Origin of the sequence: Hyphomicrobium sp. (genome assembly GCF_036780825.1) — a bacterium.
Classification (GTDB): domain Bacteria; phylum Pseudomonadota; class Alphaproteobacteria; order Rhizobiales; family Hyphomicrobiaceae; genus Hyphomicrobium_C.
Map to the genome: position 1 here is coordinate 16,766 of NZ_DAIQCD010000009.1, position 12,890 is coordinate 29,655.

12 protein-coding genes are annotated in these 12,890 nt (G+C 64.0%); 9 read left to right on the forward strand and 3 right to left on the reverse strand.

From position 1 onward, the window contains the following. Nucleotides 1–80 precede the first annotated feature (80 nt). Together cydB and V7P99_RS05975 are read right to left on the reverse strand one after the other, a co-directional pair. Nucleotides 81–1,094, reverse strand: a complete 1,014-nt coding sequence (gene cydB, locus V7P99_RS05970; RefSeq protein ID WP_333793880.1) for a cytochrome d ubiquinol oxidase subunit II — start codon at nt 1,092–1,094, stop codon at nt 81–83. Between the two features lie 3 nt (nt 1,095–1,097). After that, on the reverse strand, nt 1,098–2,495 hold the full coding sequence (locus V7P99_RS05975; protein ID WP_333793881.1) for a cytochrome ubiquinol oxidase subunit I: 1,398 nt from the start codon (nt 2,493–2,495) through the stop codon (nt 1,098–1,100). Between the two features lie 739 nt (nt 2,496–3,234). Here V7P99_RS05975 and V7P99_RS05980 point away from each other — a divergent pair. The 6 genes from V7P99_RS05980 to V7P99_RS06005 all read left to right on the forward strand — a co-directional run bounded on the left by V7P99_RS05980 (nt 3,235) and on the right by V7P99_RS06005 (nt 9,588). After that, complete coding sequence (locus V7P99_RS05980; protein ID WP_333793882.1) at nt 3,235–4,329, forward strand: DUF2157 domain-containing protein; 1,095 nt, start codon at nt 3,235–3,237, stop codon at nt 4,327–4,329. Next, nucleotides 4,326–4,895, forward strand: a complete 570-nt coding sequence (locus V7P99_RS05985; RefSeq protein ID WP_333793883.1) for a GDYXXLXY domain-containing protein — start codon at nt 4,326–4,328, stop codon at nt 4,893–4,895. The genes V7P99_RS05980 and V7P99_RS05985 overlap by 4 nt, the downstream gene beginning before the upstream one ends. 70 nt (nt 4,896–4,965) lie before the next feature. Next, on the forward strand, nt 4,966–5,313 hold the full coding sequence (locus V7P99_RS05990) for a RidA family protein (RefSeq protein WP_333793884.1): 348 nt from the start codon (nt 4,966–4,968) through the stop codon (nt 5,311–5,313). 153 nt (nt 5,314–5,466) lie between these two features. After that, on the forward strand, nt 5,467–5,805 hold the full coding sequence (locus V7P99_RS05995) for a hypothetical protein (RefSeq protein ID WP_333793885.1): 339 nt from the start codon (nt 5,467–5,469) through the stop codon (nt 5,803–5,805). Between the two features lie 349 nt (nt 5,806–6,154). After that, nucleotides 6,155–8,311, forward strand: coding sequence for a sodium-translocating pyrophosphatase (locus V7P99_RS06000; RefSeq protein WP_333793886.1), 2,157 nt, complete (start codon nt 6,155–6,157; stop codon nt 8,309–8,311). Between the two features lie 221 nt (nt 8,312–8,532). Further along, entirely contained in the window at nt 8,533–9,588 is a 1,056-nt protein-coding gene (locus tag V7P99_RS06005) for a cytochrome-c peroxidase (protein ID WP_442909877.1), read from the forward strand. A 231-nt stretch (nt 9,589–9,819) separates the two neighbouring features. Here the strand turns inward: V7P99_RS06005 and V7P99_RS06010 are convergent, their stop codons facing one another. Further along, nucleotides 9,820–10,317: an outer membrane protein assembly factor BamE gene (locus tag V7P99_RS06010; RefSeq protein WP_333793888.1), complete on the reverse strand. Its 498-nt coding sequence runs from the start codon at nt 10,315–10,317 to the stop codon at nt 9,820–9,822. Between the two features lie 190 nt (nt 10,318–10,507). Between V7P99_RS06010 and V7P99_RS06015 the strand changes: the two genes are divergently transcribed. From V7P99_RS06015 to plsX, 3 genes are all read left to right on the forward strand, one after another. After that, entirely contained in the window at nt 10,508–11,002 is a 495-nt protein-coding gene (locus V7P99_RS06015; RefSeq protein WP_333793889.1) for a ubiquinol-cytochrome C chaperone family protein, read from the forward strand. A gap of 16 nt (nt 11,003–11,018) precedes the next feature. Next, a complete protein-coding gene (locus V7P99_RS06020) occupies nt 11,019–11,552 on the forward strand; it encodes a YceD family protein (protein WP_333793890.1) in 534 nt (177 codons plus the stop codon). Between the two features lie 251 nt (nt 11,553–11,803). After that, complete coding sequence (plsX, locus tag V7P99_RS06025; protein WP_333793892.1) at nt 11,804–12,853, forward strand: phosphate acyltransferase PlsX; 1,050 nt, start codon at nt 11,804–11,806, stop codon at nt 12,851–12,853. Nucleotides 12,854–12,890: the final 37 nt, after the last annotated feature.

Sequence of the window (12,890 nt, forward strand, 5' to 3'; positions counted from 1 at the left end):
ACGCAGGGGCTCGTCAACCCCGCTCGCGGCTCCCTGAGGGCTTCGAAGGTCTTTCCGAGGCGGCACCCGGCGATGCCAGGTCAGTGATAGCCTTCCCCATGGCGGACCTTGCCGCGGAACGTGTAGTAGACGAAGATTGTATAGGTGAGAATGATCGGCAGCAGGATCAGCACCCCGACCAGCATGAACAGCTGTGACGAAGGGTGCGCTGCGGCCTGCCAGATGTCGAACGTCGGCGGCACGATATAGGGCAGGTTCGAAGCTGCGAGCCCGACGAACCCGAGTAGGAAGAGGGCGATGGTCGCGACGAACGGCGCCGTATTGTGCCCCTTCTGAAGGCCTGACCAGCAGCGCCACGCCGCATAGGCTGTGAGCAGGGGCACAGGCGCGAGCCAGAACAGGTTCGGCAGCGTGAACCAACGCTCGAAGACACGCGTGAGGGCAAATGGGGTCCATAGGCTGACGATGGCGAGGGCGATGAGCACGACCGGGAGCAGCAGCTTGGCCTGCTCGCGAGCCTGCGCCTGCACCTCTCCATCCGTTTTCATGATCAGCCACGTTGCGCCGAGCAATCCATAACCGGCGACCACGGCCGCGCCGATGAGGATCGGAAACGGTGTCAGCCAGTCGAATGTGCCGCCCCCGAATGCATGGCCTTCGACTGAGATGCCCTCGAGGATCGTGCCGAGGATGATGCCCTGTGTGAACGCCGCGACGATCGAGCCGCCGGCAAACGCGATGTCCCACATGCGATGGCGCGGCTTCGCCACCCAGCGGAACTCGAACGCGACGCCGCGGAACACGAGCGCGAGCAGCATGATCAGCACCGGTAGATACACGGCCGGCATGATGATCGAATAGGCGAGCGGAAAAGCGACGAGCAGGCCGCCGCCGCCGAGCACCAGCCACGTCTCGTTGCCATCCCAGAACGGCGCCACCGAGTTCATCATCTGGTCGCGGTGAGTTTCCTCCGGATGCACCGGGAACAGGATGCCGATGCCGAGGTCGAAGCCGTCGAGCACGACATAGAGCGCAACGGCTGCGCCGAGCACCGCAACCCACGCCACCGGCAGCCAGTAGGCCAGATCCTGCATGGCTCACCTCGTTCCTTCGATCGCTTCGTGGGCTGCCTCCTCCGCCGCCGACAGCGGCCGCGACGGCAAGCCCTCGGAGGGAATCACGGAAGCCCCGGTCGGGCCCCTCTCGATCAGGCGGTTGATGTAGTAGACGCCCATGGAGAATACGACGCTGTAGACGAGCACGAACAGGATCAGCGTCGTCAGCACGGCATCCGCGGCCACGGGTGAGGCAGCATCCGCCGTCCGCAGAATGCCGTGTGCAAGCCAGGGCTGCCGGCCCGTCTCCGTCACCCACCATCCTGCCAGAATGGCGACGAAGCCGGCCGGCCAGGAGATGGCGAGCGGCGCCAGGAACCAGCGTGCGGTGAAGAGTTTCCCTCGCCACCACAGATAGGCGCCGACCAGACCCGCCGTGATCATCAGCAGCCCGACGCCGACCATGATGCGGAAGGCGAAGAACACCGGCTTCACCGGCGGCCGGTCCTGCGGCGCGAAATCCTTGAGGCCGCTGAACAGGCCCTGGGTGTCGTGCGTGATGATGTAGCTCGCAACGTTGGGAATCGAGATCTCGTAGTGGTTCGTCTCCTCCTCGTCCGAAGGCCAGGCGAAGAGCACGAGATCCGCGGGCTTGCTCCCATCCCAGTGCGCCTCCATCGCCGCCACCTTGGCGGGCTGATGCTCGGCCGTGTTGAGCCCATGCAGGTCGCCGATGACGAGCTGTAGGGGGGCAAGCAGCGCCACCATGCCGATCCCCATGCGCAGCATCGTCTTGGCCTCCTCGACGAAGCGGCCCTTGAGCAGGTAGCGCGCGCCCACCGCCGCCACCACCAGCGACGTGGTGAGGAAAGCGGCGGTGAACATATGGGAGAAGCGGTAAGGGAAGCTCGGATTGAAAATGATTTGGAGCCAGCTCACCGGCTCGACGATGCCGTCGCGGATCTCGTGCCCGGCCGGCGTCTGCATCCAGCTATTCGCAGCCAGGATCCAGAAGGCAGATAGCGACGTCCCGATCGCCACCAGAATGGCCGAGGCTACGTGCAGGCCGGGCGAGACGCGGCTCCAGCCGAACAGCATAATGCCGAGGAACGAGGCCTCGAGAAAGAACGCGGTGAGCACTTCATAGCCGAGCAGCGGCCCGACCACGTTGCCCAGCACGCGCGAGAAACCGCTCCAGTTGGTGCCGAACTGGTAGGAGAGCACGATACCGGACACGACGCCCATGGCGAACGATACGGCGAAGATCTTGGTCCAGAACCGGGCGAGGCGGTGGAGATGATCAGCACCCGTCATGCGCCAGCGTACGAGCAGAGTGGCGATGAAGGCAGCGAGCCCGATCGTGAAGCTCGGGAAGATGATGTGGAACGAGATGGTGAAAGCGAACTGGATGCGCGCCAGGAATGTAGCATCGAGGTCCATGGAGCCACCGTTGTGAATGCGTTATTGATGCAGCGCAATACGGAGCGTCTCAGACACGTGCAACGCTGCGCATTGTGGCGTGTGTCGTCCGCGCCGTCGAGTATTAAGAACAACAAGTCCTCCGCGGCGTTTATGGTTCGGAAGTGCAAAGCATGATATGACGCCCGCTCCTGTTTGTTCAGGAGCACGGAGGACACACAATGGACACGAAGGTTGTCGTTGCCATCGCAGCGGCCATCGCGCTTGCTGTGATTGCCTATACTGCGTTCTCGCCGGCGCCAGATACCACCACAACATCGCCGCCCGCTGTATCGACTCCGGCCCCGGCCCCGTCTGCCGAGCCGCCGGCCGCACCTGAAACGCCGCCGTCGTCTGCGCCTGCTCCGGCGCCGGAAACGTCGCCGTCTCCATCTCCGTCTCCGGAGCCCTCCGAGACGCCACCCTCGCCTTAAAGCTTTCTGTTCGCGATGCGAGCGAGGACAAGCGCGCTCGCATCGAGGACGTGAGGTGAGCCTTTCGACGAAAGACCTGGAGCGCGTTCACTCCTGATCGCACTGATCAGACGGAGTGGGCGCGCTCTGGCGTCGGATGATTTGCGCGCATGCATGCCCGGATCGTGACGCACGCGGTTGCGCTTTTACCGTCCATGGCGCGCAGTCATGCTCATGACATAAAAGTTCGGCGATGAGGGATCTCGGCCCGGATCGCCTAAGCACTGTACCGCCAAAATGGGATCTCCATGTGGGGCTACCGCAAACGCATCGATCGCGATCTGGCGCGCTGGCGCGAGGCAGGCTGGATTTCTTCTGACGGAGAAGCGGCCATCCGCGGCGACCTGGACAAGGGCGGCGCCCGAGGCATAGGTCTGGCGAACGTGCTCGCTGTCCTGTCTGCCGTGCTGATCGGCTTTGCGGTGATGAGCTTCGTTGCCGCCAACTGGCAGGCCTTGCCGCGCATTGCGCGCTTGGGGATGTTGATTGCCACGCTCTGGGCGTCCTACGGCATCGCCTGGGCGCTCGCCCGGCGCGGCATGAGCGGATTTGCCGACGCTGCGGTCCTGCTCGGCGTCGCCGTCTTCGGCGGCTCCATCATGCTGATCTCCCAGATGTATCACATGCACGGAAGCCCGGCCGACGCCGTGCTGCTGTGGGGGAGCGGAGCGCTCCTCGCGGGCGTTGCGCTGCGTTCGAACCCGTCTCTCGCCTTTGCGATGGTGCTCGCCGTCTATTGGGGCATCAGCGAAGCCGTGCGGATCGACGGGGTGTTCTGGCTGTTCCTTGTTCCGTGGGCGCTGATTTCGGCGGCGTTCCTCTGGCAGCGCTGGTGGCCGGGCCTGCATCTCTCCGCCCTGGGCCTCGCCGGCTTCGTCATCAGTCTCGGGTACCTGATGAACGAAGGTGCCGCCCACGGTCTCGTGGTTGCGGTGGGCCTCGCCGTGATGGCGTTTGCAATCGCGGGTGAGCGCGTGCGGCCGGATCTGCACGCCGCATGGAGGTTGGGGCTGAACTACGGGCTCGTCGTGGCGCTGGCCGGCCTTCTGGCGCTTCAGTTCCACGATGATCCGCAGCTCGATATGTTCATTCTCCTGGCCGTGCTGACGCTCATGCTGCTCATCGCTGCGATCGTTTGGGGCCTCAGGTCCCTCAACCGCGGCGCTCTCTGGCTCGGCTATGGCGGCTTCTCGATCGAGGTTCTCGCCGTTTACGTCAGAACTGTCGGCACGCTCCTGAACAGCGCGCTCTTCTTTCTCGTCACGGGCCTGATCGTCTCAGGTCTCGCGTTCATCGCCTATCGCCTCAGCGCGCGGGCCGAGCTTCGCGAGGTTGCGTCATGATCAAACTGTCGCCTGCCTCATGGCTCGCCGTTGGGCTCGTGGCTCTCTTGCAGACAGCCGCGCTGGCGACGATGGTGTCCGGCCGCGTGGCGCTCCTCGCCAGCGGGCGCGAGATCGTAACCGAGGTCATTCCCGTCGATCCGCGCGATCTTTTCCGCGGCGACTATGTCGTACTCGGCTATACTTTTGGCCGTGCCGATGTTCCCGTGTCGGACGGCCTGCGCCGGGGCGACAGGGTCTACGTGACGCTGCGTGAGACGGCCCCCGCGACGTGGGAGGTGGCCAAGGCGTCAGCTGCCTACGAAGAACCAACCGACGCCGCAGACGTGGTTCTCAAAGGTATTGTCGACCGCGTCTACGATCCCCCTGGCGATGCGCCGCCGAAAGCCTCCATCAGCTACGGGATCGAAAACTATTACGTGCCGGAAGGAACCGGGCGCGAACTGGAGCGGATGGTGCGCGACAAGAAGATCTCGGCCGTCCTCGCGGTCGGCCCGTCTGGCGATGTCGCGGTCAAGGCCCTCATGGCCGATGGCCAGCGCATAGCCGAAGATTCTTCGCTCTGAGCGTGCTGGCGCAGGCGGGAGCCGTCTGCTAAGCCGCGGCTCTTTGATCAGCAAACGGAGCCGCTGCACCATGACCATCACGCGTTACGAGGAGACGGACGTCTATTCCAAGGCGGCCGAGGCGAATGGCTTCGTCTTCACGGCGGGCATCGTGCCATCGGATCTTTCGCGTGACATCAAGGGCCAGACCGAGGAAGTGCTGGGCGAGATCGACCGCCTTCTTGCGCTTGCCGGCACGTCGCGGTCGAAGGTGGTGCAGGCCACCATTTGGCTTGCCGACATCCGCCAGCGCGCCGAGATGAACGAGGCTTATCTCGCTTGGACCAGGGGCAAGGATACGCCCGTGCGCGCCTGCGTTCAGTCGAAGCTCGTGGATCCGCGCATGCTGGTGGAGATCAGCGTCGTCGCCGTGAAGTAGTTTTTCCGACTGCGCCGCTCCGGATAATCTTTACCTGTGACTCGTTTGCCTCGCTAGCGCCCGATTCTCCTGGGGCCAGCGCGACAGCTATCGAGCCCTTTCGTTGAATCATGCAGACTCCGCGCCGTTCGGCTGAATGCGAAAGAGGCTACCATGTCGGCAAACGGAATTCTGAGAACGGCGGCTGTTGCCGCTCTTGCGATCGCCTACGCCGCCCCTGTCTTCGCAGACGACACGGGCTTTGCCTACATCCACGATCTGCGCCGCGAAGGCAGCAAGACGTGCTTCACCGATCACTATCATTACGGCATGGGCAGCGGGCCGACCAAGGCCGCCGCTCAGAAAGCGGCGATCGGCTCCTGGGCGAGCTTCACCGACTTCGAGTACGGAAGCGACTGGGCGCGGTTCACGCGTGCCGCCAGCAAGGGCATTTCCTGCAGCCAGGGCGGTGGATCGTACAACTGTCAGATCCAGGCTCGCCCCTGCAAATAGCTCACTCGCAGGCCCATCAGGTCGCGAATCACGGCGACGGCCGATAAGGCGGTCCGTCGAGCGTGCGCAAATTGTGTGAGGTGAGCTCGCGCCGCCTCGAGCATAACTGCGCACGCAAGGCGCACTCGTATCTCATTGAAATAAGAAGATATTGCAGCCGCGTCGTGTCTATGGGCCTGGGCTCGGCATTCGTCCTGTCAACGCTGTGACTCTGTTGCCACGCCACATGACTTTTGGCATGGTCCCGCGCGCGCCACTGAACGCGGTGGGCACCGTGGATTCGGTTGCTGCGGGCGGGGACCCGTGCGAGGTCGCAGCCGACGAGCTGGCCATATAGGGGAAATTTTCGATGACAGAAATTCTCTGGGGGATTGTCGCCTGCGGGGCGCTATCGCTTCTCTACGCCGCCTTCACCATCCAAACGGTGATGAAGGCAGATGCGGGCAATGCCCGCATGCAGGAGATCGCTGGCGCCATCCGTGAAGGTGCAAGCGCGTATCTCAACCGTCAGTATCAGGCCATCGCCATTGTCGGCGTGGTCATCTTCGTTATTGCTTGGCTGCTGCTCGGCGCACCGGTCGCCGCGGGCTTCCTCGTCGGCGCCGTGCTTTCCGGCCTTGCTGGCTACATTGGCATGAACGTGTCGGTACGCGCCAACGTGCGTACGGCTCAGGCGGCATCCATCTCGCTCGGCAAAGGTCTCGATATCGCGTTCAAGGCCGGCGCCGTGACGGGCATGCTCGTCGCCGGTCTCGCCCTCCTTGGCGTCGCCATCTACTACTTTGTGCTCACCGAATTCCTCGGCTACGGAGCCGCCGATCGCACGGTGATCGACGCCCTCGTCGCGCTTGGTTTCGGCGCGTCGCTGATCTCTATCTTCGCTCGCCTCGGCGGCGGCATCTTCACCAAGGGTGCAGACGTCGGCGGCGACCTCGTGGGCAAGGTCGAGGCCGGCATCCCGGAGGATGACCCGCGCAACCCCGCAACCATTGCCGACAACGTCGGCGACAACGTCGGTGACTGCGCCGGCATGGCGGCGGACCTCTTCGAGACCTATGCGGTGACCGTCGTCGCCACCATGGTACTTGCCGGCATTTTCTTCTCGGGCCAGGCCAATCTCGCGTCGCTGATGGTCTATCCGCTGGCGATCTGCGCAGCCTGCATCGTGACGTCGATTATCGGCACCTACTTCGTCAAGCTCGGCGCCAACAACTCGATCATGGGCGCGCTCTATAAGGGCTTCATCGCCACGGCCGTGCTCTCCATCGGCGGTCTCTGGGTTGCGACCGAGTACGTGCTCGGCAACTGGGGTGAGGTCGGCACGGCGGCCGGCTTCACGATTACCGGCCAGAACCTGTTCTTCTGCGGCCTCGTAGGCCTCGCTGTCACCGGCCTCATCGTCTGGATCACCGAGTACTACACGGGCATCGGCTATCGCCCGGTCCGCTCGATCAGCCAGGCGTCGGTCACCGGCCACGGCACCAACGTCATCCAGGGTCTCGCCGTCTCGCTCGAGGCGACGGCGCTGCCAACGATCGTCATCGTCGCCGGCATTCTGGTAACCTACAACCTCGCGGGCCTCTTCGGCACCGCCATCGCCACCACGACCATGCTCGGCCTTGCCGGTGTCGTCGTTGCGCTCGATGCCTTCGGCCCCGTGACCGACAATGCTGGCGGCATCGCCGAGATGTCGGGCCTGCCAAAGGAAGTGCGCCGCTCGACGGACGCGCTCGATGCGGTGGGCAACACCACGAAGGCCGTCACTAAGGGTTATGCGATCGGCTCCGCCGGCCTCGGCGCGCTGGTGCTGTTCGCAGCCTACAACTACGACCTTCAGTACTTCATCCAGAAAGCCAACGAAGCAGGCTCGACGTCCTTTCAGTTCTTCAAGGACGTGGAGATCAACTTCGGCCTCGATAACCCCTACGTCGTGGTGGGTCTCCTGCTCGGTGGCCTGATCCCGTACCTGTTCGGTGGCATCGCGATGACCGCCGTCGGCCGCGCGGGCTCGGCGATCGTCGAAGAGGTGCGCCGTCAGTTCAAGGCGAAGCCTGGCATCATGAAGGGCACCGAGCGCCCGGACTATGCCGCTGCCGTCGACCTTCTGACGCGTGCCGCCATCAAGGAGATGGTGATCCCGTCGCTTCTGCCGGTGCTCTCGCCGATCGTGCTGTTCTTCGTCGTCAACGCCATTGGCGGCAAGGGCGCGGCCTTCTCGGCCGTGGGTGCCATGCTGCTCGGCGTCATCGTCACCGGCCTCTTCGTCGCCATCTCGATGACCTCGGGCGGCGGCGCCTGGGACAACGCTAAGAAGGCGTTCGAGGATGGCTTCGTCGACAAGGACGGCGTGAAGCACGTCAAGGGCACGGAGGCGCACAAGGCGTCCGTCACCGGCGACACGGTCGGCGATCCATACAAGGATACCGCCGGCCCCGCCGTGAACCCGGCCATCAAGATCACCAACATCGTGGCGCTGCTCCTGCTGGCCGTTCTGGCCCACGGGTAAACCAAGCCTCCGCCCGTCGCGACGGGTGAGCGCCATCGCAAACACCGAAGAGGCCGCGGCAATGTCGTGGCCTCTTTCTTATTTCGGGTTGTTTTTTCTTGTCCCAGCCCCGGCTTCGCGGCTTCCTCTGCGGCCGAAACGTCCCGTTGATCGCCATCAAACAATCTGTGCGCCTGCGAAATAGGCTGAGAACCATTCGCAAGACGCATGGGAGGCGGAATATGCGCAGATCAATGTTGATTGCAGCGTCGGTACTGGGCGCGGCTCTGTTGGCGGCCCCGCCGCTTCTGGCTGATGAGTTGCGGAAGAAGGCCGCCGACGTCTTCAAGCCGTTGCCGTCCACGATCCCCGCGATCAAGGATAATCCGATCACCAAGGAGAAGATCGAGCTCGGCAAGGCGCTGTTCTTCGAGCCGCGCCTCTCGGCAAGCGGCCTTTTTAGCTGCAACTCGTGCCACAACGTTGGAACCGGCGGCGATGACAACCTCGAGACGTCGATCGGGCACGGCTGGCAGAAGGGGCCGCGCAACGCGCCCACGGTCTTCAATGCGGTTTTCAACGAGGCGCAATTCTGGGATGGCCGTGCCGAGGATCTGAAGGAGCAGGCCAAGGGCCCCATTCAAGCCGGCGTCGAGATGGCCAACACGCCGGAGCAGGTCGTCACGACCCTGAAGAGCATGCCGCAGTACGTAGAGTGGTTCACGGCGGCGTTCTCAGATGAGAAGGACCCGGTGACGTTCGACAACATGGCCAAGGCGATCGAAGCGTTCGAGGCGACGTTGCTCACCCCGGCACCGTTCGACAAGTACCTCAACGGAGACGATGCGGCGCTTGACGAGGTGCAGAAGGTCGGGCTCGGCCTGTTCATGGACAAAGGCTGCGCGGCCTGCCACGGCGGCATCAACGTCGGCGGCAACGGCTACTATCCTTTCGGCGTCATCGAGAAGCCGGGCGCGGAGGTGCTGCCGGAGAACGATCAGGGCCGTTTCGCGGTGACCAAGACGGCCGATGATCAGTACGTCTTCCGCGCCGCGCCGCTGCGCAACGTCGCCGTGACGGCGCCGTACTTCCACTCCGGCAAGGTCTGGGACCTGAAGCAGGCGGTGGCCATCATGAGCAGCTCTCAGCTCGGCACCGAGCTCAAAGCGGATGAGGTGGACGCCATCGTCGCGTTCCTCCATTCGCTCACCGGCGAGGTGCCGCGCATCGAGTATCCGATCCTGCCGCCGGAGACGGCCACCACGCCGCGTCCCACAGCCGAGATCGTGACGCCGTAAGGCCAGGGTGCTTCCGGAAAAGTGGGCACCGGTCATGGCGAAGCCATGCAAGTTAGGAGTGTCCGAGAAGGGGCACGATCAAACAAAAAACTTAGAGCCGTTCCCCGTTTCCACTTGAACCGGAACGGCTCTAGGCCATCGGAAAAGAGAAGCCCCGGAGCGGTTCATGCTCCGGGGCTTCTTTGTGTTTTGGTGAAGCGCTACGAAACGCCCGCGTCGTGCCGGCGGACGTCAGTCGCCGAAGATCTGCTTCGTGCCGAGATTGCGGAAGAGCTGCTTGAAGATGCCGTCTTCCTTGCCGCCGGGCGCCGGCGTCGTGCGGGACACGAAATCGAACACCTTGCCGTCCTTTAGGCCATAGTTGGCGACGCGATCGACGGTTCCCGCCGGGCTGAAGTAGACGGCGAGCACCTGCCGGTCCACCTCGTTGCCCTTCATGAACGCCGTGCGCTTGGATGTGCTCGAGATGTAGTAGTAGGCGGAGCCGTTGCCGTAGGTCGTCGTCGTCGTCGGCGAGCCGAGGATAAGCTTGACCTGCTCCTGCCCCATGCCCGGCTGCACTTGGGCGATGTCGGATTCCCGGAAGAGATGCCCATGCTTCGTGATCTGCTCGCTGCAGGCCGAAATGCCCACCATCACCGCCAGCAGCAGAGGCATGAGGGCGCCAAGCGCCACATCGCGGGCGCGGTCTCGATCAGCGAAAAAGCGCGATGCGTCGTGACGGCGCATGTGGCGGTGCCCCCCTCGGAGTGACATGAAACCCCTGTGCTCAAGTCCCGCCCTTAGCTAAAAGGAGGCCGCAAGGCAACGGCGGGGACTTGGCAATCCCCTTTGACGAGAGGTAAAAAGCGGCGTGCTCTCCTGGTTTACAAGCAGAGCCCAAGATCGGCGCACAGCAATCGACTTTTATGGCGCGATCGTGGCCCAGGCCCGTCAGCCGGCGTTTTTCACCCGTTATGGTGTCGTCGACAGCCCGGAAGGGCGTACCGGGGTGATTATTCTGCTTCTATTTCCGCTGCTCGACCGCCTCCAGGGCGGTGCCACGCGAGCGCGGCGCGTCGCCCGCTTCCTATGCGAGACGTTCGTGACGGACATCGACGATTGCCTGCGCGAGATGGGCGTTGGCGACCTTTCGGTGCCGAAAAAGGTGAAGCGCGCCGCCCAGGCGCTCGGCGAGCGCTGCCTTGCCTATCGCCGCGCGGCGGGCGCTCCTGAGCCGACGAAGGCGCTTGCGCACGAGCTGGCGACGTCGATCCCCGGCCTCGAAGACGATCCGCGCGCTGCCGAAGCGCTCGCCTGCTACACGCTGGGCCTGGCGGCTGACCTTGACGAAGTCTCGCCGGAGGCGCTTCTCTCGGGCCCGGCGGCCCTGCCTCAATCCGTCGACCTCGCCAAGTTCGCGCCCAGACATTGAGATGGAGATGCCACGCATGACTGCGCTTCGCGACTGGTTTCATTTTGTAACTGATATTCCCGAGCGCGGGCTCGCCGAAAGCCGCGAGGCGACTGGAGAGGAATGTATCGAGCTCGCGCGCGAACTGGACATCCTGTCCTGCGATCGGCTCGCTGTGTCCTACCGGATCGAGGCAGCGGGTGCCGGCCGCTACACGTTCCGCGGCAGTCTCCAGGCCGATGTTTCGCAAGCTTGTGTCGTCACGCTCGAACCGGTGCCGGCTCACATTTCGGAAGCATTTTCCGTCGAACTCGTTCCCGCATCGGATCTCGAGGACGAGCCGATCGTATTCGGTGACCGTGAAGTCTCCAGCGTTCCGGATGTCGAGCCGATCGAGAAGGGGCGCATCATGGCCGGAACCATCGTCTTTGGCGTTCTCTCGGCAGCCCTCCCATCCTATCCTCGAAAGCCCGGGGCAGACTTCGACTGGGTCGATCCGAAGGCGGATCCTGCGGAGAAGGACGCGGAGAACCCATTTGCGGCGCTGACGAAGCTGAAGCCGCATTCCTAGAGTATCTTCTTATCCGGCGAGATCGGGATAGGGCCCGGCCGATCCTGAGCTAGCCGAAGGCATGCCATTTGCCTCGGGAAGGACACGTTTTCCCCCGCCTCAGCCGCATTGTCCCCTGTTGCGACGCGGAGGCCAGTTGTTTCAGTGATCTAAAGCGGTATTTTCCCGCAGGCTTGCCTCCGGGGGGGGAGGGCGGCCTTACTCACCGCGTACAGACGGAAACCTTTGTTGACACAGTCAAGAAGGGCCATATGGCTCAGCCTCGGACATTAGCGCTCGACGCCATGGGCGGGGATCACGGCCCCGAGGTGGTTGTGCCGGGGGCGGCGCTCTCGCTCGAGCGCCATCCGGCGCTCAGCTTTATTCTGGTCGGCGACGAGGCTCGGATCGCCCCGGTCCTCGCGGCGCACCCCGCGCTCGAGAAGCGTTCGCGTGTTATCCACACGACACATGTCGTGGCCATGAACGAGAAGCCGAGCCAGGCCTTGCGGCGCGGTAAGGGGTCCAGCATGTGGCTGGCGCTCGACGCCGTGCGGAAGGGGGAAGCGCACGCTGCCGTTTCGGCCGGCAATACGGGTGCGCTGATGGCAATGGCCAAGCTCATTCTGCGCCCCATGAAAGGCATCGAGCGGCCGGCCATCGCCGCTCTCTGGCCGACGGTCACGGCAGAGTGCATCGTGCTCGACGTGGGCGCCAACATCGGCGCCACCTCCCGGCAGCTCTCCGAATATGCCCTGATGGGCGCCGCCATGGCGCGCGCGCTCTTCCACGTCGAGCGCCCGACGGTCGGTTTGCTTAACGTTGGTGTCGAGGAGATCAAGGGCGCCGAGGAGGTCAGGGAGGCGCACGCGGCCCTGAAAAAAGGCGTTGAGCTGCCGCTCGACTACCGTGGCTTCATCGAAGGCGACGAAATCGGCCAGGGCCGGGTGGATGTCGTTGTCGTGGAGGGATTTGCCGGCAACATCGCTCTGAAAACCGCGGAAGGCACGGCGAAGCAGATCGGCCAGTATCTGAAAGACGCGATGACGCGTGCGTTTCTGTCCCGCCTGGGCGCGCTCCTCGCCCGGGGCGGCTTCAGGGTGCTCAAGGAGAAGATGGATCCTCGCCGCGTCAACGGCGGCACGTTCCTTGGTCTCAACGGGCTCGCCGTCAAGAGCCACGGCGGCACCGATGCCCTGGGCTTTGCGAGCGCCGTCGATCTCGGCTACGAAATGGCTGAGAGCGGCCTGCTCGAGCGTCTGGCCTCTGATCTCGAGACCTTCCACCATCGGCTCGGCAGCGACACGCACTCGTCCAGCTAGCCAGCAGGGCCCCGCGAGGCTCCATCAGCAAGAACCT

Excerpts from the sequence above, each read along its gene's own strand:
- cydB (WP_333793880.1), bottom strand. The coding sequence starts at position 1,094 with ATGCAGGATCTGGCCTACTGGCTGCCGGTGGCGTGGGTTGCGGTGCTC.
- V7P99_RS05975 (WP_333793881.1), bottom strand. The coding sequence starts at position 2,495 with ATGGACCTCGATGCTACATTCCTGGCGCGCATCCAGTTCGCTTTCACC.
- V7P99_RS05980 (WP_333793882.1), top strand. The coding sequence starts at position 3,235 with ATGTGGGGCTACCGCAAACGCATCGATCGCGATCTGGCGCGCTGGCGC.
- V7P99_RS05985 (WP_333793883.1), top strand. The coding sequence starts at position 4,326 with ATGATCAAACTGTCGCCTGCCTCATGGCTCGCCGTTGGGCTCGTGGCT.
- V7P99_RS05990 (WP_333793884.1), top strand. The coding sequence starts at position 4,966 with ATGACCATCACGCGTTACGAGGAGACGGACGTCTATTCCAAGGCGGCC.
- V7P99_RS05995 (WP_333793885.1), top strand. The coding sequence starts at position 5,467 with ATGTCGGCAAACGGAATTCTGAGAACGGCGGCTGTTGCCGCTCTTGCG.
- V7P99_RS06000 (WP_333793886.1), top strand. The coding sequence starts at position 6,155 with ATGACAGAAATTCTCTGGGGGATTGTCGCCTGCGGGGCGCTATCGCTT.
- V7P99_RS06005 (WP_442909877.1), top strand. The coding sequence starts at position 8,533 with ATGCGCAGATCAATGTTGATTGCAGCGTCGGTACTGGGCGCGGCTCTG.
- V7P99_RS06010 (WP_333793888.1), bottom strand. The coding sequence starts at position 10,317 with ATGCGCCGTCACGACGCATCGCGCTTTTTCGCTGATCGAGACCGCGCC.
- V7P99_RS06020 (WP_333793890.1), top strand. The coding sequence starts at position 11,019 with ATGACTGCGCTTCGCGACTGGTTTCATTTTGTAACTGATATTCCCGAG.
- plsX (WP_333793892.1), top strand. The coding sequence starts at position 11,804 with ATGGCTCAGCCTCGGACATTAGCGCTCGACGCCATGGGCGGGGATCAC.